Origin of the sequence: Pararhodobacter zhoushanensis (genome assembly GCF_003990445.1) — a bacterium.
In the GTDB taxonomy this organism is placed as follows: domain Bacteria; phylum Pseudomonadota; class Alphaproteobacteria; order Rhodobacterales; family Rhodobacteraceae; genus Pararhodobacter; species Pararhodobacter zhoushanensis.
Genome location: NZ_REEZ01000001.1, coordinates 512,857 through 530,592, shown reverse-complemented (window position 1 = coordinate 530,592; position 17,736 = coordinate 512,857). Strand labels below are relative to the sequence as shown.

The 17,736-nt window shown below is 65.1% G+C and carries 19 protein-coding genes and 1 riboswitch; of the genes, 7 read left to right on the top strand and 12 right to left on the bottom strand.

Annotated features, from left to right (window positions below):
* Positions 1 to 220 precede the first annotated feature (220 nt).
* From urtA to urtE, 5 genes are all read left to right on the top strand, one after another.
* On the top strand, positions 221 to 1,492 hold the full coding sequence (gene urtA, locus EAE28_RS02535) for an urea ABC transporter substrate-binding protein (protein WP_127104242.1): 1,272 nt from the start codon (positions 221 to 223) through the stop codon (positions 1,490 to 1,492).
* A 118-nt stretch (positions 1,493 to 1,610) separates the two neighbouring features.
* The gene (gene urtB, locus EAE28_RS02530) at positions 1,611 to 3,209 is read left to right on the top strand and encodes an urea ABC transporter permease subunit UrtB (protein WP_127104241.1); all 1,599 of its coding nucleotides are present in this window, start codon (positions 1,611 to 1,613) and stop codon (positions 3,207 to 3,209) included.
* 16 nt (positions 3,210 to 3,225) lie between these two features.
* Positions 3,226 to 4,323, top strand: a complete 1,098-nt coding sequence (urtC, locus tag EAE28_RS02525; RefSeq protein ID WP_220443875.1) for an urea ABC transporter permease subunit UrtC — start codon at positions 3,226 to 3,228, stop codon at positions 4,321 to 4,323.
* Complete coding sequence (gene urtD, locus EAE28_RS02520; RefSeq protein ID WP_127104239.1) at positions 4,320 to 5,057, top strand: urea ABC transporter ATP-binding protein UrtD; 738 nt, start codon at positions 4,320 to 4,322, stop codon at positions 5,055 to 5,057. The genes urtC and urtD overlap by 4 nt, the downstream gene beginning before the upstream one ends.
* Before the next feature lie 2 nt (positions 5,058 to 5,059).
* Positions 5,060 to 5,761 (top strand): urea ABC transporter ATP-binding subunit UrtE, encoded by a 702-nt coding sequence (gene urtE / locus EAE28_RS02515; RefSeq protein ID WP_127104238.1) that lies wholly within the window; start codon positions 5,060 to 5,062, stop codon positions 5,759 to 5,761.
* Here urtE and EAE28_RS02510 read toward each other — a convergent pair whose 3' ends face one another.
* Positions 5,762 to 6,097 (bottom strand): winged helix-turn-helix transcriptional regulator, encoded by a 336-nt coding sequence (locus tag EAE28_RS02510; RefSeq protein ID WP_127104237.1) that lies wholly within the window; start codon positions 6,095 to 6,097, stop codon positions 5,762 to 5,764.
* A 95-nt stretch (positions 6,098 to 6,192) separates the two neighbouring features.
* Between EAE28_RS02510 and EAE28_RS02505 the strand changes: the two genes are divergently transcribed.
* Positions 6,193 to 6,900: an MBL fold metallo-hydrolase gene (locus EAE28_RS02505; RefSeq protein ID WP_127104236.1), complete on the top strand. Its 708-nt coding sequence runs from the start codon at positions 6,193 to 6,195 to the stop codon at positions 6,898 to 6,900.
* A 2-nt stretch (positions 6,901 to 6,902) separates the two neighbouring features.
* On the opposite strand, the gene EAE28_RS02500 is transcribed toward EAE28_RS02505, so the two are convergent.
* From EAE28_RS02500 to EAE28_RS02490, 3 genes are read right to left on the bottom strand one after another with little or no spacing between them, the layout of a single operon-like run.
* The gene (locus EAE28_RS02500; protein ID WP_127104235.1) at positions 6,903 to 7,322 is read right to left on the bottom strand and encodes a GFA family protein; all 420 of its coding nucleotides are present in this window, start codon (positions 7,320 to 7,322) and stop codon (positions 6,903 to 6,905) included.
* Positions 7,323 to 7,343: 21 nt separating this feature from the next.
* A complete protein-coding gene (locus tag EAE28_RS02495; RefSeq protein WP_127104234.1) occupies positions 7,344 to 7,790 on the bottom strand; it encodes an SRPBCC family protein in 447 nt (148 codons plus the stop codon).
* A complete protein-coding gene (locus tag EAE28_RS02490) occupies positions 7,787 to 8,107 on the bottom strand; it encodes an ArsR/SmtB family transcription factor (RefSeq protein ID WP_127104233.1) in 321 nt (106 codons plus the stop codon). Before EAE28_RS02490 ends, EAE28_RS02495 begins: the two co-directional genes overlap by 4 nt.
* Positions 8,108 to 8,253: 146 nt before the next feature.
* On the opposite strand from EAE28_RS02490, the gene nagA reads away from it, so the two are divergent.
* Positions 8,254 to 9,372 carry an N-acetylglucosamine-6-phosphate deacetylase gene (gene nagA, locus EAE28_RS02485; protein ID WP_127104232.1) on the top strand — a complete coding sequence of 373 codons (1,119 nt, stop codon included), beginning with the start codon at positions 8,254 to 8,256 and terminating at the stop codon, positions 9,370 to 9,372.
* Between the two features lie 37 nt (positions 9,373 to 9,409).
* Here the strand turns inward: nagA and metK are convergent, their stop codons facing one another.
* From metK to miaB, 8 genes are all read right to left on the bottom strand, one after another.
* On the bottom strand, positions 9,410 to 10,576 hold the full coding sequence (metK, locus tag EAE28_RS02480) for a methionine adenosyltransferase (protein WP_127104231.1): 1,167 nt from the start codon (positions 10,574 to 10,576) through the stop codon (positions 9,410 to 9,412).
* A gap of 7 nt (positions 10,577 to 10,583) precedes the next feature.
* A riboswitch (SAM-SAH riboswitch) is annotated at positions 10,584 to 10,632 on the bottom strand.
* A gap of 32 nt (positions 10,633 to 10,664) precedes the next feature.
* Positions 10,665 to 12,215, bottom strand: a complete 1,551-nt coding sequence (gene lnt, locus EAE28_RS02475; RefSeq protein ID WP_127104230.1) for an apolipoprotein N-acyltransferase — start codon at positions 12,213 to 12,215, stop codon at positions 10,665 to 10,667.
* A 1-nt stretch (position 12,216) separates the two neighbouring features.
* Entirely contained in the window at positions 12,217 to 13,146 is a 930-nt protein-coding gene (locus EAE28_RS02470) for a hemolysin family protein (RefSeq protein WP_127104229.1), read from the bottom strand.
* Positions 13,147 to 13,166: 20 nt separating this feature from the next.
* Positions 13,167 to 13,709: an rRNA maturation RNase YbeY gene (gene ybeY, locus EAE28_RS02465; RefSeq protein WP_127104228.1), complete on the bottom strand. Its 543-nt coding sequence runs from the start codon at positions 13,707 to 13,709 to the stop codon at positions 13,167 to 13,169.
* The gene (locus EAE28_RS02460; RefSeq protein WP_127104227.1) at positions 13,706 to 14,755 is read right to left on the bottom strand and encodes a PhoH family protein; all 1,050 of its coding nucleotides are present in this window, start codon (positions 14,753 to 14,755) and stop codon (positions 13,706 to 13,708) included. Before EAE28_RS02460 ends, ybeY begins: the two co-directional genes overlap by 4 nt.
* A 169-nt stretch (positions 14,756 to 14,924) precedes the next feature.
* Complete coding sequence (locus EAE28_RS02455; RefSeq protein WP_127104226.1) at positions 14,925 to 15,260, bottom strand: hypothetical protein; 336 nt, start codon at positions 15,258 to 15,260, stop codon at positions 14,925 to 14,927.
* A gap of 16 nt (positions 15,261 to 15,276) precedes the next feature.
* Positions 15,277 to 15,858, bottom strand: coding sequence for an OmpA family protein (locus tag EAE28_RS02450; protein ID WP_127104225.1), 582 nt, complete (start codon positions 15,856 to 15,858; stop codon positions 15,277 to 15,279).
* 238 nt (positions 15,859 to 16,096) lie between these two features.
* Positions 16,097 to 17,431 (bottom strand): tRNA (N6-isopentenyl adenosine(37)-C2)-methylthiotransferase MiaB, encoded by a 1,335-nt coding sequence (miaB, locus tag EAE28_RS02445; RefSeq protein ID WP_127104224.1) that lies wholly within the window; start codon positions 17,429 to 17,431, stop codon positions 16,097 to 16,099.
* Between the last annotated feature and the right edge of the window lie 305 nt (positions 17,432 to 17,736).

Sequence of the window (17,736 nt, the reverse complement as noted above, 5' to 3'; positions counted from 1 at the left end):
ACATGCACTCGCCGCTCAGATTTGCCGCTTGGAAGGGCAATAGGCGCTCAAAAAGACGGCGATCCCGGCCTGACATCCTGCCGTCGCGTAAAACCGCGCCACTTTCGCCGCGACGCGGCAATAGCGTGTCCTTGGGCGCATTGACGCCCAACGGAACGCAACTCCGCCCTGCCGGGCGCGACCGTCGCGCCGCAGGGAGAAAAAAGATGGACAGGGGATTATGAAAAAATTGCTGCTTTCGACCGCGCTCTGCGCGAGTTTCGCCACGGGCGCTTTCGCGCAAGAAGGCGAGCCGATCCGCGTTGGTATCCTGCACTCTCTGTCGGGCACGATGGCGATCTCGGAAACCACCCTGCGCGACGCGATGCTGATGCTGATCGAGCAGCAAAACGAAGCCGGTGGCCTGCTGGGCCGTCCGCTGGAAGCCGTGGTTGTGGACCCTGCCTCGGACTGGCCGCGCTTTGCGGAACTGGCCCGTGAGCTGATCGCCGGTGACGGTGTCGCGGCGGTGTTCGGCTGCTGGACCTCGGTCTCGCGCAAATCGGTGCTGCCGGTCTTTGAAGAGCTGAACTCGATCCTGTTCTATCCGGTCCAGTACGAAGGTCAGGAATCGCAACGCAACGTGTTCTACACCGGTGCCGCCCCCAACCAGCAGGCGATCCCCGCCGTTGACTATCTGCTGGCCGAGGGTGTCGAGCGTTTCTACCTTGCCGGGACCGACTATGTGTACCCGCGCACCACGAACCAGATCCTTGAGGCCTATCTGCTGGCGCAGGGCGTCGCGCAGGAAGACATCATCGTCAACTACACGCCCTTTGGTCATTCCGACTGGCAGACCATCGTGGCCGAAATCGCCGCGTTTGGCTCGACCGGCCGTCAGGCTGCCGTTGTGTCCACGATCAACGGCGACGCCAACGTGCCGTTCTACAACGAGCTGGCCGCGCAGGGCATCTCGGCCGAAGACATCCCTGTCATCGCCTTCTCGGTGGGTGAGGAAGAACTGGCCGGTATCGACACCGCGCCGCTGGTCGGCCACCTGGCCGCCTGGAACTACTTCATGTCGGTCGACACGCCCGAGAATGACGCCTTCATAGACGCCTGGCATACCTATATCGGCAGCGACGAGCGCGTGACCAACGACCCGATGGAAGCCCACTATATCGGCTTCAACATGTGGGTTGATGCCGTTGAAGCGGCAGGCACCACCGACGCCGACGCCGTGATCGACGCGCTGGTTGGCGTGGCGGTTCCGAACCTGACGGGCGGTCTGTCCTCGATGGGGGCAAACCACCACATCACCAAGCCGGTGCTGATCGGCGAGATCCAGGATGACGGCCAGTTCGAAGTTGTCTGGGAAACCTCGGGTCTGGTTCTGGGCGACGAATGGTCCGACTTCCTGCCCGAATCGGCTCCGCTGATCTCGGATTGGCGCGCGCCGCTGTCGTGCGGCAACTTCAACGTCGAAACCGGAACTTGCGGCGGCTCTGAATGAGCCATCGCCGGGGGGCGCCCCTTCCTGCCCCCCGATTTTTCTGACGCGCGCGGCGGCAGTGCCGCGCGCACCCCTCACAGAACCCGCGACCTGACATCCGCGTCCCCCCGGAGAACCCATGCTCCTGCGCCTGATGACGCTGTGCCTCGCGCTGCTGCTTCCCAGCCTCGCGTCTGCCCAGACCCTCGACGAGCTCGTGGGGCAATTGCCCGACGGAAATTACAACGACCGCGCCGCTTTGGTCACCCGGATCGCTGCCACCGGCGACCCGCGTGCCGCCAGCGTGCTGGACGCGCTGCTTGAGGGCGAGCTGGAGCAGCGCACTGCCGATGGGCGCATCGTGCGCGTCACCGGCTCGCGCAACAATGAGACGGCTGTGGATGTGCTGACCGGCGAAGAGCTGGGCACCGTTGCGCGGCGTTCCACCGAATCCATCCGCGTCAACAACAGCCTGCGCCGCCAGATCCGCACTGCGCTGGGCGTGCTGACCCTGCGTGATCCCGATCCCGCGCGCCGTCTGGCCGCTGCCGAGGCCGCGCTGCGCAGCCCCGACGCCGATCAGCTCGACCCGTTGACCGAGGCGTTGGAGGCCGAGCAGAACAGCACCATCCGCACCGCGCTTGAGCGCGCCCGCGCGGCCACGCTGCTGGGCACCGACGCGCCAATTGACGCGCGCCTCGCCGCTATCATCACGCTGGCCGATGCGCCCGCGATGACCGTGCAATCTGCCCTGAACGCGCACCGCGCCGATGCCGATCCGCAGATCGCTGCTGCGGTCGCTGCGGCTATTGCCGCAGCAGAGCGCCGTCAGGCTGTGTGGTCGCAGGCGCAGAACCTGTGGTTCGGGCTGTCGCTGGGATCAGTCCTGCTGCTGGCGGCGATTGGTCTGGCGATTACCTTTGGTGTGATGGGGGTGATCAATCTGGCGCATGGCGAGCTGGTTATGCTGGGCGCCTATACCACCTATGCCGTGCAGCAGGTGTTTCGCGCCTATGCGCCCGATATGCTGGGCTGGTCGCTGGCCGTCGCCGTGCCGGTCGCGTTCCTGCTGGTGGGGGCCGTGGGTGTCGCCATTGAGCGCGGCATCGTGCGCCATCTCTACGGGCGGCCGCTGGAAACGCTGCTGGCGACATGGGGCGTCAGCCTGATCCTGCAACAGCTGGTGCGCACGCTCTTTGGCCCGACCAACCGCGAGGTCGGCACGCCGGACTGGATGTCGGGCGCGTTCCAGCTGGGCGAGATGACCGTAACATGGTCGCGCGTGTCCATCGTGGTGTTTGCGCTGTTCGTGTTCTTCGGCCTGTTGCTGCTGATGCGCTATTCAGCCTTTGGCCTGCAGATGCGCGCCGTTACCCAAAACCGCCCGATGGCCGCCAATCTTGGCATCCGCACCGGCTATGTGGACGCGCTGACCTTCGGTCTGGGCGCAGGCATCGCCGGGCTGGCCGGTGTCGCGCTCAGCCAGATCGACAACGTCTCGCCCAACCTGGGCCAAAGCTACATCATCGACAGCTTTCTGGTCGTGGTGTTTGGCGGGGTCGGCAACCTGTGGGGCACCTTCGCGGCTGCGCTCAGCCTTGGCATCGCCAACAAGTTCCTCGAGCCCTGGGCCGGGGCCGTGCTGGGCAAGATCCTGATCCTGATCTTCATCATTCTCTTCATCCAGAAGCGTCCGCGCGGGTTGTTCCCGCAGCGTGGCCGCGCGGCCGAGGGCTGATCCCATGAAAGCAAGCATGACCCGTCTGATCGACCTGCGCCTCGGCCTGTTTCTGGCCGCGCTGTTCGCCGTCACCGTGCTGGCGCCGCTGGCCACCACGCTGTCGTCGTCCTCTCCCTTCAACCTGCCCAGCTATCTGATCCCGCTGATGGGCAAATACCTGTGCTATGCGTTGCTCGCTGTCGCACTGGACCTCTGCTGGGGGTACGCGGGCATTCTGTCACTGGGGCACGGCGCGTTCTTTGCGCTGGGCGGCTATGCGATGGGCATGCACCTGATGCGCGAGATCGGCGCGCGCGGCGTCTATGCCAACCCCGAACTGCCCGATTTCATGGTGTTTCTCAGCTATGACCACCTGCCGTGGTTCTGGTGGGGCTTTGGCAACTTCGGCTTTGCCGCCGTGATGGCGCTGGCCGTGCCGGGGCTGCTGGCCTTCGTCTTTGGCTGGTTCGCCTTCCGCAGCCGGGTGTCGGGCGTGTATCTGTCGATCATCACCCAGGCGCTGACCTTCGCGTTGCTGCTGGCCTTTTTCCGCAACGAGATGGGCTTTGGCGGCAACAACGGCCTCACCGATTTCCGCGACGTGCTGGGCTTCTCGCTCTCGGCCCCCTCGACCCGCATCGCGCTGTTCGTGCTGACCGCGATCTGCCTTGCCGCCTGCATCCTGATCGCCCGCGCGATCACCATTTCCAAGGCGGGCAAGGTGCTGGTCGCCGTGCGCGACGCCGAAAGCCGCACGCGGTTTCTGGGCTACCGGGTGGAAAGCTATTCGGTCTTTGTCTTCACCATCTCGGCCATGATGGCGGGTCTGGCGGGGGCGCTCTATGTGCCGCAGGTCGGCATCATCAACCCCAGCGAATTTGCCCCCGCCAACTCGATCGAGATTGTCGTCTGGGTCGCCTTGGGCGGTCGCGGGACGCTGGTCGGGGCAGCCATCGGCGCGCTGGTCGTGGTGGCGCTGAAAAGCTGGCTCACCGCGACCTTCCCTGACCTGTGGCTGTTCGCGCTGGGCGGGCTGTTCATTCTGGTGACACTGGCGCTGCCGAACGGGCTGCTGGGTCTGCTCGACCGCTTCCGCCGTGCCAAACCCGCCCCCAAGGAGGTCCCCGCATGACCGCGCAACTCTATCTGGATGGCGTGACCCGCAGTTTCGACGGATTCAAGGCGATCAACAATCTGGCGCTGTCGGTCGACAAGGGCGAGCTGCGCGCGGTGATCGGCCCCAATGGCGCGGGCAAGACCACGATGATGGACATCATCACCGGCAAAACCCGCCCCGATGGCGGCGAGGTACTGTGGAACATGGACACCGACCTGACCCGTCTGGACGAGGCGCGCGTCGCCCGGCTGGGCATCGGGCGCAAGTTTCAGAAGCCTACGGTGTTTGAGACCCACACGGTCGAGGACAACATCCGCCTGTCGCTGAAAGCGCCGCGCGGGGTGTTTGCTTCGCTGTTCCACCGCTCGACCAAGGCGGAAGAGACGCGGGTGACCGAACTGATGGACCAGATCCGCCTGACCCATCTGCGGTTTGAGGATGCGGCCAATCTGAGCCACGGTCAGAAGCAATGGCTGGAAATCGGCATGCTGTTGGCGCAGGAGCCGCAGCTGTTGCTGGTGGATGAGCCCGCCGCCGGCATGACCGACGCCGAAACGATGGAAACCGCCGAGCTGCTCAAATCCATCGCCGGAGAGCGCACGGTGATCGTGGTCGAGCATGACATGGACTTTGTCCGCGCGCTCGATTGCCGGGTGACGGTGCTGCATCAGGGCTCGGTTCTGGCCGAAGGGTCGCTCGACTATGTGTCGGGTCGTGATGACGTCATCGAAGTGTATCTGGGGCGCTGAGCATGTTGGAAATTACCGATCTCACGCTGCATTACGGCGCGGCGCAGGCCCTCAAAGGCATCTCGCTGACCGCGCAGGAGGGGCAGATCACCACCGTTCTGGGTCGCAACGGGGTGGGGAAAACCTCGCTCATGCGGGCCATTGTCGGGCGGCATCCGGCCTCGGGCGGGAAAATCCTGTGGAATGGCGAGGAGATCAACAAGCTCTCGCCCCCCGAACGCGCCAAGCGCGGCATCGCCTATGTCCCGCAGGGCCGCGAGATTTTCCCGCTGCTGACGGTCCGCGAGAACCTCGAAGCCGCCTTCGCCACCCTGCCGCGCGGCTCGCGCAAGGTGCCCGACGCGGTGTTCGAGCTGTTCCCGGTCCTGTTGCAGATGATGAACCGCCGGGGCGGGGATCTGTCGGGCGGACAGCAGCAACAGCTGGCGATTGGCCGCGCAATGGTTATGCAGCCGCGCCTGTTGGTGCTGGACGAGCCGACCGAGGGTATCCAGCCGTCGATCATCAAGGACATCGGCCGCGCGATTGAGTATCTGCGCGATCAGTTCGGCATGGCGGTGGTGCTGGTCGAGCAATATTTCGACTTTGCCCGCGCGCTGGCCGACCGCTTTGCCGTGCTCGACCGGGGCGAGCTGGTCATGTCCGGCACCAGCGCCGATATCGACGCGAACGAGGTCGAGCTGCGGCGTTGGCTGACGGTGTGATCACGCGGGCTGCGTGCTCCAGTCATAGAGCTGCGCGATGATCGCCCCCAGCGCCTGACCGCGCGGGGTGAGCGCATACGCCACCCGACGGCGCGCGTCCTGCTTGGGCGTGCGGCTGATCAGGCCTTCGGCCTCGAACACCCTGAGTTGCTCGGTCAGCACCTTGCGGCTGATGCCGCCAAGGGCGCGTGACAGCTCGAGAAAATGCATCTCACCGCCGGTCAGGCAATGCAGCAGGGTGGGGCCGTGCTTGCCACCCAGCAGGCGCAGCGTCTCGGCCACCGGGCAGACGCCGGTCACCGGATCGGCCCAGGGGCCGGGGGTATGTGCGGTCATCGTGAACCCTCCGGTTCCCAAAAAGTGCCCAATTGCGGGGTTGCGGTGTGGATGCGATCAGCCGGACCACAACACCATAATAGGCGGGTTCCTTGATGACGCAAACCTCTGTGCACCGGCTGGCGATGCTCCCTTTCGGCATGCTGAACGCGTTCCTGCTTGTCCGTCAGGGCAGGGCGATGCTGGTCGACACCGGCCTGCCGGGCGCACAGCCCCGGATCGAGCGGGCCTTGCGCGCGCAGGGGTTGGGCTGGTCGGATCTGGCGCTGATCGTGCTGACCCACGCCCATATCGACCACGCCGGGTCTGCCGCGCAACTCCAGCGCCACACAAAAGCGCCGCTGATCCTGCACCGGGATGAGCTGGCCTATGCGCAGGGCGCGAAGCCGCTGCTCAAGCCCTCGGGGCCGTTCGGCTGGCTGTTCCACAAGACCGGCGCGATCGAGCGTCCCTTCGAGCCGGTCACGCCCGACCGGCTGATGACCGCCGAGACGCTGGATCTGGCCGAGTATGGCTTCTCCGCGCATCTGGTCCACACGCCCGGCCACACGCCGGGGTCACTGTCGGTGGTGCTGGACGGGGGGCGGGTGATTGCTGGTGACTTGCTGGCCTCGGGCATCCTGCTGGGCGGGATCGCGTTGCGCGGGCGGCCCAAATCCCCGCCGTTCGAGGAAGACAGCGCCGCCGTCGCCGCCTCGCTGCACCGCCTTCTGGCAATGGGCTGCGAGACCTTCTACCTCGGCCACGGCGGACCCTTGCCCGCCGTGGCGGTGCGCCGCCATATCGACCGGCTGCAGCGCTGAGGTCAACCCGTCGGCCCCCTGTCGAATACCCTCAGGCCCGCGTCCAGCCGGTCCCAGTCCAGCCCGCGCGACCCGTAGGTGACGAAACCGGGCGCGAAACGCTCGGGCGCGTCCAGACTACCCGGGTGGATCGCGGTGATCCCGGGATTGGCGGCGAAGGTGACGTGGGTGGGGATGCCACAGACCGGACAGAAGGCGTGGTGCTTGTCTGTGCCGCTGTCACCCTTGAGGCTCCAGACCCGGACCTCACCCGTCAGCGTGACGGCATCCGGCCCGGCGAACACCAGATACGACGCGTGTCCCGTTCCGCTGCGCTTCCGGCAGTGGGTGCATTGGCAATGCAGTTGCGCGACCGGTCGGCCCACCGCCTGATAGCGCACCGCGCCACAGCCACAGCCGCCGATATAGACGTCGTCCGACATTCGCCTTCCTCCCGATAAAGGTTACAGATCAAAGCCCTGTCCGGTTTCGAGCAAGGATTTCAGGCTGGACAGCACCATCGGCCAGCCCTTGCTGATCCCGGCAAGCATGCCGCTGCCCGGTTGCAGATCGGTATGGGTGACCGTCAGCTTGACGCCATCCAGCGCAGGCTCGATGTCAAAGGCGACGATGCAGGTGTGGTCGGGGTCATGCTGCTGGCTCTCATTCGACCAGTTCAGGACCAGCCGTTTCGGCGGGTCGTTTTCCAGCACCGTGCCCACCAGATCGACCACATTGGCATCGCTGGCGCGCACATGTTTCCACGTCGAGCCGGGCTGCCAGTCGTCCGAGACATTGGCGTGGCCCCAATAGCGCAGCGCGATCTCGGGTTTGATGATCGCCTCGAACACCTGCTCGGGCGTGGCGCGGATATAGGTGACATAGATGAAGCTGGCGGATTTGTCGGTCATGGCTGGTCGCTTTCAAGCTGGGTTTTGAGGTCGTGCAAAAGGCTCAAGCGGCCTTCCTCGAACTTGCGGATCCAGCGCTCATAGACCTCGTACAGCGGGATCGGATTGATAAAGTGCAGTTTCTCCCGGCCCTTACGGGTCGTGCTGAGCAGGTTGGCATCCTCCAGCAGGCCCAGATGCTGGGTTACCGACTGGCGGGTCATTTCCAGCGCTGCGCAGAGTTGGCTCAGCGTCTGGCCGTTGTGATCACACAGGCTGTCCAGCAGCTTGCGGCGGCTGGGGTCGGCCAGTGTTTTGAAAACCTTGTCGTCGTCCATCGGGCCTCGTTTCTCTTGCGACTCAATTAAGCAGGTAAATGCCTGCCTGTCAAGAAAGGCAGGTGAATACCTGCATGATGGGTTGCGGACCCCTGTGACTTTCCCGCTGGCCTGTGCTTTTGTGCCCGCAACAACAGGAGGCTGACATGCGGCAGATCTGGCGCGGGGCGCGGGTGTTTGACGGCTGGTCGTTGCACGACCGCTGCGCGCTGGTGGTCGAGGGCGGGCGCGTTGTGGCGCTGGCCGAGGACACGGGCGCGGGCGTTGATCTGGGCGGCGGGATACTAGCACCCGGGTTCATCGACCTGCAGGTCAATGGCGGCGGCGGCGCGCTGCTGGGGCAGGGCGACCCGGATAAGGCCTTGGCGCTGATGTGCGCGGCACACGGGCGGCTGGGGACGGCGGGGCTGATGCCGACGCTGATCACCGCCGACCGCGCGGTGACCGCAGACGTGCTGGGGGCGGGTATCCGGGCGGCGAAGGTGGGCTTGCCGGGGTTTCTGGGCCTGCATCTGGAGGGCCCGCATCTGGACCCGCGCCGCAAGGGCGCGCACGACGCCCGCCTGATCCGCCCGATGGAGGACGCCGACCTCGCGCAGCTGTGCGCCGCCGCCCGCGCGTTGCCGGTGCTGATGGTCACGCTGGCCCCCGAGAGCGCTACGCCCGCGCAGATTGCCGCGCTGGCGGCGGCGGGGTTGCTGGTGAGCCTGGGCCACAGCGATTGCACCGAGGCGCAGGCGCACGAAGCGCAGGAGGCGGGCGCGCGCGTCGTGACCCATCTTTTCAATGCCATGTCGCCGCTCGGCCACCGCGCCCCCGGCCTGACCGGCGCGGCGCTTGAGGGCACGGCGCTGGTCGGCATCATCCCCGATGGCGTGCATGTCGCGCGCACGCCGTTCCGGCTGGCGGTGCAGACGGCGGGCGAGCGGCTGTTTGCGGTGACCGACAGCATGGCGGTGGCGGGAACGGACGACGACCGCTTCACGCTGAATGGCCGCACCATTCTGCGACAGGACGGGCGGCTGACGCTGGAAGATGGCACGCTGGCCGGGGCCGATGTCAGCTTTCCACAGGCGCTGGCGTGGATGACCGGGCAAGCCGGGATCGCGTTGGAAACCGCGCTGGCGATGATGACCCGCCGCCCGGCTCAGGTGCTGGGCCTGACCGACCGGGGCGTGCTGACCGAGGGCGCGCACGCCGATCTGGTGCACCTGAGCGACGCGGGTGCGCTGCTCGGTGTCTGGCGCGGCGGCGTGAGGGTGTAGAAAAAGGGCCGGGGAAATCTCCCCGGCCCTTACTGCTTCAGACCGCCTTCTTCAGCGTCTCGACCAGATCGGTCTTTTCCCACGAGAACCCGCCATCCGCCTCAGGCTCGCGCCCGAAATGGCCGTAAGCCGAGGTGCGCGCATAGATCGGCTTGTTCAGCCCCAGATGCGTGCGGATGCCGCGCGGGGTCAGGTCCATGCTGCGGGCCACGATCCGCTCGATTTCCTCATCCGGCATCACGCCCGTGCCATGCGTGTCGACATAGATCGACAGCGGTTTGGCCACACCGATGGCATAGGATATCTGCAAGGTGCAGCGTTTGGCCATGCCCGAGGCGACGATGTTCTTAGCCAGATAGCGCGCGGCATAGGCGGCAGAGCGGTCCACCTTTGTCGGATCCTTGCCTGAGAACGCGCCGCCGCCATGCGGGGCAGCGCCACCATAGGTGTCGACGATGATCTTGCGCCCGGTCAGGCCCGCGTCACCGTCCGGCCCGCCGATCACGAAAGTGCCGGTCGGGTTGACCCACCATTCGGTTTTCTCGGAAATCCAGCCCGAGGGCAGAACCTCACGGATGTAAGGTTCGACGATGGCGCGGATGTCGTCCGAGGTCTGGCTTTCCAGCGCGTGCTGGGTCGAGAGCACGATGGAAGTCACCTCGACCGGCTTGCCACCCTCATAGCGCAGCGAGATCTGCGATTTGGCGTCAGGGCGCAGCGTCGGCTCTTGCCCCGATTTGCGCACTTCGGTCAGGCGGCGCAGGATCGCGTGGGCGTACTGGATCGGGGCGGGCATCAGCTCGGGCGTTTCATCCACGGCATAGCCGAACATGATGCCCTGATCGCCCGCGCCGTCGCGGTCAACGCCCTGCGCGATATGCGCCGATTGTTCGTGCAGGAAGTTCAGGACGTGCAGGGTGTTCCAGTGGAAGTGCTCTTGCTCATAGCCGATGTCCTTGATGCAATCGCGCGCGATCTGCGGAATGCGGCCCATGTAGTCCTTCAGACGCTCGGGGTCGGACAGACCAACCTCACCGCCGATGACCACCATCGACGAGGTGGCGAAGGTCTCGCAGGCGACGCGGGCGTTGGCTTCTTCGGCGAGAAAGGCGTCAAGGATGGCATCCGAGATCCGGTCGCAGACCTTGTCAGGATGCCCCTCGGAAACGGATTCCGAGGTGAAAATATAGTTCTGTCGGCTCATGGGCGAGTGCTCCGTTAGGGTTCAGCCGTCACGCCAGGAAGCCGTTGTGACGGGATTATTAAGGCGCTAGCGCGTTGTGTCTGGCAGGTCAATCAGCTTGTCGGCTTAATTGGATGCGTTTCAGACCCCATGCCAGCATCGCCAACATCGCCAAACCCAGCGCGATATGCCACGGCAGGTCACCCCATCGCACATAGGGTGTCGGGGGCAGTGCGCCCGGAAGCACAGCGTCCAGCGCGCCCATCTGGTCCAGCGGCAGGGATGCCGTCACCCGCCCACGCGCATCGACAAAGGCCGAGATCCCAGTGTTGGCGGCGCGCACCAGCGGCAGGCCGGTCTCGATGGCCCGCAGCCGCGCTTGCGCGAAGTGCTGGTAGGGGCCGATGCTGGTGCCGAACCACGCGTCATTGGTGGCTTGCAGGATCCATCCGGGGCGCTGATCGGTGCGCAGGTCGCGGGGAAACACGGCCTCGTAGCAGATCAGCGGCAGCGCCATGCCTGCAGGGCCAAGGTCCAGCAGGGCCGGGCCGGGGCCGGGGGTGTAGCCCGACAGCGCCTGAGCGGCGAGGCCACCCCAGCCGTTGCGCGCGGCGTAGTCGCCCAAAAGCGGGATGTATTCACCGAAGGGCACGAGGTGGTGCTTGTCATACACGGCACCGACCGTGCCGTCGGCGGCGAGCACTGCCAGCGAATTGTAATAGCGCTGTACGCCCTCGGCATCGGTTTCGCGCCGCTGGATACCCATGATGAGGGGCACGCGTGCCGCTTCCGCTGCCATCTCAAGCCCGTCGCCGGAGCGGTCCAGAAAGAAGGGCGCGGCGGTTTCGGGCCAGATGACCAGATCGGGCGGGGTATCGGAGGGGGCGGCGCTCAGATCGAGATGGCGCTGATAAAAGCCGCGCACCAGATCGTGCTGCCATTTCAGATCCTGCGGGACGTTTGCCTGTACCAAACGCAAGGTCACGCCCGGCCCTTCAGGCAGGGGCTGCGCCAGCCGCGCCGTGCCCGCTAGCCAGACGCCGAGCAGCGCGACAGCTGCGACAGCCGCCACGACGCCCCCGCGCAACCAGCGGCGTTGTTTGAGGCGGAGTGCAACGGTTGCCAGAGCGGCGGACAGACCCAGCGTCAGCGCGCTGAGCAGCAACGCCCCGCCATAGGCGGCGATCTGATCCGGCGGCGTGCCGATCCAGATGTGCCCGCTCAAGGCCCAGGGGAAGCCCGTCAGAATCACTCCGCGCGCGTCCTCAAACGCCAGCAGCGCCAGTGCCAGCAGCCAGATCCGCGCCACGGGGCGGCGGGTGGCCCAGGCGACCAGCAGCGCCGGAACCGCCCAGAACAGCGCCATCCCCAGCGCCATCAGCGCCAGAGCAAACGGGGCCATCCACGCGGTGACGGCCGCGTCGACCAGAAACGGATCGATGATCCACGCCATCACCGGCGCGAAATGCGCAAGACCGGCGATCAGCGCGCGCGCGAACGCCGCGCGCGGCCGCGGTGCGCGGGCCACCAGCCACAGCATCCCCGCCATCCCGAGCAGCGTCAGCGGCCACAAGCCCCACGGCGCCTGACCGGGCGCGGCCAGCGCGCCGCACAGGGCGGCGGCAAGCCACGGGATCAGGCGCAGGCGGGCAGGGGTCATGTCAGGCGGTTTCGGTGCCGGTTTCGGCAGCTTCCACCACGGCACCCGTGCCGTTACCCTTGCGCCGCAGGCGCAGCCGCTTGACGCGGCGCGGGTCGGCTTCGAGCACTTCGATCTCGTGCCCTTTGGGATGCTCGATCACCTCGCCGCGCGCGGGAACCCGACCCAGCAGCACAAAGACCAGCCCGCCGATGGTGTCCATATCCTCGTCGGTGACGTCGGTGCGCAGATCGATCTGCAGCGCCTCTTCCAGATCGTCGATCAGCGCGCGGGCCTGAACCAGCCAGACGCCCGGCGATTCCTCGGTCCACAGGTTTTCGTCCTCGGTGTCGTGCTCGTCGTCGATCTGGCCGACGACCTGTTCGAGCAGATCCTCGATCGTCACCAAGCCGTCCACGCCACCGTATTCGTCGATCACCAGCGCCATATGCGTGCGCTCGGTCTGCATTTTCTGCAGCAAGACGACCAGTGGCATCGAGGGGGGCACGAACAACAGCGGGCGCAGCATGGACGCAATGTCCAGATCGCCCTCGCTCAGATTGAACCCGCGTTGCAGGACAACATCCTTGAGCAGCAGCAGACCCATCGGCTTGTCGAGCGTCTCGCTATAGACCGGCAGACGCGAGAAGCCCGACTCGCGGAACACCTCGATCAGCTCATCGCGGTCAATGTCGACGGAAATTGAAACGATCTCGGCCTTGGGCACCGACACATCGGCAACGCGCAGGCGCCGCAGATTGGCAAGTCCCGGCAGAACCTGCCGCATCGAGGCGCTGAGCGCCGTCTCGGCTTCGTTCTGGGCGTCGTGCGGGGTCAGGGCGTCGAACAGGCGACCGAACAGGCCGCGTTGTTGTTGATTGCCGTCCGGACTCTGGTCGGGGTCATCGGCAGGATCCGCCGATGGCGTCGAACCGGAAGTGATATCGCTCATGGGTCCTTTCCAGGATCGTTTCAGTCCACCGCCGTCACGCCGAGTGGCGTGGCGTCGTGGTCGTCTGCATATGGGTCCGCGATGCCCATCTGCGCAAGGACCAACACTTCGGTTTTCTCCATCAGAAGCGCGTCTTCGTCAGTTTCGTGATCGAATCCCAACAGATGCAGCGTCGAATGGACGATGAGGTGTGTCACATGGTCGGCGAATCGCTTGCCCTGTTCCTCGGCCTCACGCGCGCAGGTCTCATAGGCCAGCGCGATATCGCCAAGCGCTTCAGGGTCATCCGGGGTGCCGGTTTCAGGCTCATCAGGGGTGCTGCCGAGCGTTTCCGGCGACAGATCCCACGCAGGCCAGGACAGCACATTGGTCGGCTTGTCCTTGGCGCGAAACTGGCCGTTCAGGCCCTTGATGCGCGCGTCGTTGCAGGCCAGCAGACTGACCTCGAAACACGCAGGGTCATGGCCCAGATGCACCAGCGTCGCGTCAATGGCAGCGCGCGCCAGAGGGTCCAGATCCCCCCAGCGCGGCTCTTCATCGTTGATATCCAGAGAGACGCTCATACCTGTGCGGGCGACTGCCTGTCATAGGCCTCGACGATGCGGGCAACCAGCGGGTGGCGCACGACATCGACCGAAGTGAAGTAGTTGAAGCTGATACCCTTGACCCCGTTGAGCACCCGCTCGGCCGAGACCAGCCCCGATTGCATCCCGCGCGGCAGATCGACCTGCGTGCGGTCGCCGGTGATCGCCATGCGCGAGCCTTCGCCCAGACGGGTCAGGAACATCTTCATCTGCAACTCGGTCGCGTTCTGCGCCTCGTCCAGCACCACGAAGGCATTGGACAGGGTGCGGCCGCGCATGAAGGCGAGCGGCGCGATCTCTATGCGCTTTTCCTCCATCAGTTTGGCCAGCATCTTGGCGGGCAGGAAATCACCCAGCGCGTCATAGAGCGGCTGCATGTAGGGATCGACCTTTTCCTTCATGTCGCCGGGCAGATAGCCCAGTTTTTCGCCCGCCTCGACAGCAGGGCGCGACAGGATGATCCTGTTCACATGTCCTTCAATCAGAAAGTTCACCGCCGCCGCGACCGCGATATAGGTCTTGCCGGTGCCCGCCGGACCGATGCCGAAGTTCAGTTCGGTATCAAAGAGCGAGCGGGCATAGTCCTGCTGCGCCTTGGTGCGGGGTGCCACGTTCTTCTTGCGGGTGCGGATCTCAACCTGCCCGGTGCGGAACATTTCCAGCTGGTGCTCGCCGCGTTCGCCGGCGGACAGGCGCACCGCGCCGTCAACATCGCCCATTTCCACAGGGTTCCCTCCTTTGAGCCGGTCATAGAGCGATCTCAGTGTCTCGGCCGCGCGGGTGCGCGCCTCGACCTCGCCCATGATATGCAACTGATTTCCCCGGTGGATGATCTGGACGCCCAACTCGGTTTCCAGCTTGACCAGATTGCGGTCATATTCACCGCAAAGGTCGACCATCAATCGGTTGTCGGCGAATTCCAGCAGTGTCTGCATCGTATCACCGGCGGTGGGCGGGGGGGTCAGCGCGCTGATGCCCAAATGGCTCTCCTGCTTCAAAACGGGGCCCCGAGGGGATAGCCCCATGCTGCCGCGCGCGTGCCTTTCTCGCAAGCAAAGATCGTGTGACAGTCGCTCAATAGGCGAGATGCGGCTAATTGTTGTGCTTTTGCCATGGTGACTTGCAATATCTGGTCCGGAAATGCGGAACGGCCCCACCGGGGGCCGCACCGTTCTTGACAGGGTGATGGCAGACTCAGGTGCCGCGGCGATAGCGGCCCACGGCGATGGTCGGCGGGGCGATGCCCGAGCAGACCGGGTTGCCATACTGGTCCAGACGCGCGGACATATAGCCCTCGATGCCTTCGTCGATGATCCAGTGATCACAGCCATGCGGGTCGACCCAGATACCGGCGTCGCGCATGTTCGACAGATGGTTCGGCACGCCCAGTTCGCGGTCCGAGGTGTTGTCGGCGGTGTTGATCTCAAAGAACCCGGCTTCGCGGTTCTGGTTGCCGCCCGGAGCGGTGCTGACACAGGCCGACAGCGCAACGGCGCTGAGGCCAAGCAGGACGAGTTTCGTGGTTTTCATGATGTTTCCCCCGACCTTACTGCACGCACAGAACTTCGACGCGGCGGTTTTGCTGCATGCCCGCTGCCGAGTTGTTCGAGGCGACCGGATACATCGGACCAAAGCCGCGCACCGTCGACACGCGCCCGCCATTGGCGATGGCGACGTTGGCGACGACACGCGCACGGTTTTCCGATAGCGCCATGTTGTATTCGAACCCGCCGCGCGGATCGGTGTGACCGTAGACCACAAAGGCCGTGTCATTGCGCGACCGGAAGAACGCGGCCAGACGCTCTGCCGCACCCGAGCGCAGCGTATAGCTGCCGGTGGCGAACAGCGTGTCGGTGCTTTCCGACAGGCACACATTGGTGCGGTGGCAGACCGGGCGCCCGTCAGGCGTGCGATTCGGGGTCATATAGCCTTCGATCCCGTTGTCGATCACCCAGTGTTCGCAACCGTCCGGGTCGATCCAGATCGTTGGCACATACCGCTCGCCGACAATCGTGCGCTGGCGCTGCGCCGCTGCGTCGGTGGCCGTCAGGCTGATCAGCAGCAGTGCCATGGCAGCAGCACCGGCGATCAGCCGTACAGCGTTGGAAACTGACTTAACCACAGTCATTATCCTTTTAATTGTTAAACCCCCTGGCAAGACCCGCCGCCATCAAGATGTTCCGAGCAGAGAAACATCGGACGAGATAAGTGCCTACCACTTCGGAAACATTAGCAAATCGCAGCCGGTTTGGAAGACCGATTCCCCCAAACCGTGCCGAATCCTTGTCATCGACGTGCAACAAGGCACCACCTGTTCCGCTTTTGCGCGGCTCGCACCCAAAATATGGGTCATATCGGGGCAGGGGTCAGAGCGCCTCGCCAGCCAGCGAGTTGGTCGAACTGGCAGTGATTCTGACGCGTTGCAGCGTTCCGGGCTCTGCCTGCGACCCGCCGGGCTGGCCCGTGACATGCACCGCGTGCAGGTATTCGGTCTTGCCGACCATCTGGCCGGGCATGCGTCCGGGCTTCTCGAACAGCACGGAAACCTCGCGCCCGACCATCGCTTCCTGCGCCGCGCGCTGTTGCTCGGTGATCAGCGATTGCAGCGTATGCAGCCGCGCGTCGAGCACGCTATCGGGCAGCACCGGCCGCTCGGCGGCGGGGGTGCCGGGGCGGGCGGAGTATTTGAAGCTGAAGGCCGAGTGATAGCCGACCTCACGCACCAGTTTCAGCGTGTCCTCGAAATCCTGATCCGTCTCGCCGGGGAAGCCGACGATAAAGTCGCCCGACAATGCCAGATCGGGGCGCACCGCGCGCAGCCGGTCGAGCAGCCGCAGGTAATCCGCCGCCGTGTGCTTGCGGTTCATCGCCTTCAGGATCGCATCCGAGCCCGACTGCACCGGCAGGTGCAGATAGGGCATCAGCTTGTCCAGATCACCATGCGCGGCGATCAGATCATCGGTCATGTCGTTGGGGTGCGAGGTGGTATAGCGGATGCGCCACAGATCGGGGATCTCGGCCAGTTCGCGCACCAGCCGCGCCAGTGTCCAGGTTTTCCCGTCGGTCCCGGCACCGTGGTAGCCGTTGACGTTCTGGCCCAGCAGCGTGATCTCGCGCACGCCCCGATCCACCAGATCGCGCGCCTCGCGCAGCAGGCGCTCGGCCGGGCGGCTGACCTCGGAGCCACGGGTATAGGGAACAACGCAGAAGGCGCAGAACTTGTCGCAACCCTCCTGCACGGTCAGGAACGCGGTCGGCCCACGCCGGGCGCGCGGGCCCTTGGGCAGATGCTCGAATTTGTCTTCCTGCGGGAAATCGGTGTCGACGGGGCGGGCGCCGCCGCGCATGGCGATCTCCATCTCGGGCAGGCGGTGATAGGTTTGCGGTCCGACCACCAGATCGACCACCGGCGCACGGCGCAGGATCTCTTCACCCTCGGCCTGCGCGACGCAACCGGCGATGCCGATGCGCAGGTCCGGGTTCAGATCCTTGAGCGGGCGCAGGCGGCCCAGCTCGGAATAGACCTTCTCCGCCGCCTTTTCGCGGATATGGCAGGTGTTGAGCAGGATCATGTCCGCATCATCGGCCCGGTCAGTCGTCACATAGCCGTTCACGCCCAGCGCTTCGGCCATGCGTTCGCTGTCATAGACGTTCATCTGGCAACCATAGGTCTTGATGAACAGCTTGCGGGGCTGGGTCATTGTTCGATCCTGTTGAGGGCCTTTGAGGGCTAGCGCGTCAGATAGACCAGAAGCGGCTGTGCTTCAACGGGCAGGGGCGCTTAAGCAAACGGCGCCCCAAGGGGCGCCGGTCTGTCAGATCTGGAGGCGGGTAGCGGGAGCCGAACCTGAGCGTTTAGCTTGGGAAGCCTAGCTGATAATCTTGTAACTATATGAAAATAATTAGCTATCGTTATGTCTTCGGGGTTTCCTTGGGACTTATGTCCAGGTGCGGCGTTCCCAATTGAGCTGCAGCGTCTCGTTGCAATGTTCGATTCGGCCCATGA

Bases quoted from the DNA above. Each gene is read 5' to 3' on its own strand.
- EAE28_RS02460 (WP_127104227.1), bottom strand. From the start codon at position 14,755: ATGGGGCTATCCCCTCGGGGCCCCGTTTTGAAGCAGGAGAGCCATTTG.
- urtD (WP_127104239.1), top strand. From the start codon at position 4,320: ATGACCGCGCAACTCTATCTGGATGGCGTGACCCGCAGTTTCGACGGA.
- metK (WP_127104231.1), bottom strand. From the start codon at position 10,576: ATGAGCCGACAGAACTATATTTTCACCTCGGAATCCGTTTCCGAGGGG.
- ybeY (WP_127104228.1), bottom strand. From the start codon at position 13,709: ATGAGCGTCTCTCTGGATATCAACGATGAAGAGCCGCGCTGGGGGGAT.
- urtA (WP_127104242.1), top strand. From the start codon at position 221: ATGAAAAAATTGCTGCTTTCGACCGCGCTCTGCGCGAGTTTCGCCACG.
- EAE28_RS02455 (WP_127104226.1), bottom strand. From the start codon at position 15,260: ATGAAAACCACGAAACTCGTCCTGCTTGGCCTCAGCGCCGTTGCGCTG.
- urtE (WP_127104238.1), top strand. From the start codon at position 5,060: ATGTTGGAAATTACCGATCTCACGCTGCATTACGGCGCGGCGCAGGCC.
- EAE28_RS02490 (WP_127104233.1), bottom strand. From the start codon at position 8,107: ATGGACGACGACAAGGTTTTCAAAACACTGGCCGACCCCAGCCGCCGC.
- nagA (WP_127104232.1), top strand. From the start codon at position 8,254: ATGCGGCAGATCTGGCGCGGGGCGCGGGTGTTTGACGGCTGGTCGTTG.
- EAE28_RS02510 (WP_127104237.1), bottom strand. From the start codon at position 6,097: ATGACCGCACATACCCCCGGCCCCTGGGCCGATCCGGTGACCGGCGTC.
- EAE28_RS02505 (WP_127104236.1), top strand. From the start codon at position 6,193: ATGACGCAAACCTCTGTGCACCGGCTGGCGATGCTCCCTTTCGGCATG.
- EAE28_RS02450 (WP_127104225.1), bottom strand. From the start codon at position 15,858: ATGACTGTGGTTAAGTCAGTTTCCAACGCTGTACGGCTGATCGCCGGT.
- miaB (WP_127104224.1), bottom strand. From the start codon at position 17,431: ATGACCCAGCCCCGCAAGCTGTTCATCAAGACCTATGGTTGCCAGATG.
- EAE28_RS02495 (WP_127104234.1), bottom strand. From the start codon at position 7,790: ATGACCGACAAATCCGCCAGCTTCATCTATGTCACCTATATCCGCGCC.
- EAE28_RS02470 (WP_127104229.1), bottom strand. From the start codon at position 13,146: ATGAGCGATATCACTTCCGGTTCGACGCCATCGGCGGATCCTGCCGAT.
- urtB (WP_127104241.1), top strand. From the start codon at position 1,611: ATGCTCCTGCGCCTGATGACGCTGTGCCTCGCGCTGCTGCTTCCCAGC.
- urtC (WP_220443875.1), top strand. From the start codon at position 3,226: ATGACCCGTCTGATCGACCTGCGCCTCGGCCTGTTTCTGGCCGCGCTG.
- EAE28_RS02500 (WP_127104235.1), bottom strand. From the start codon at position 7,322: ATGTCGGACGACGTCTATATCGGCGGCTGTGGCTGTGGCGCGGTGCGC.
- lnt (WP_127104230.1), bottom strand. From the start codon at position 12,215: ATGACCCCTGCCCGCCTGCGCCTGATCCCGTGGCTTGCCGCCGCCCTG.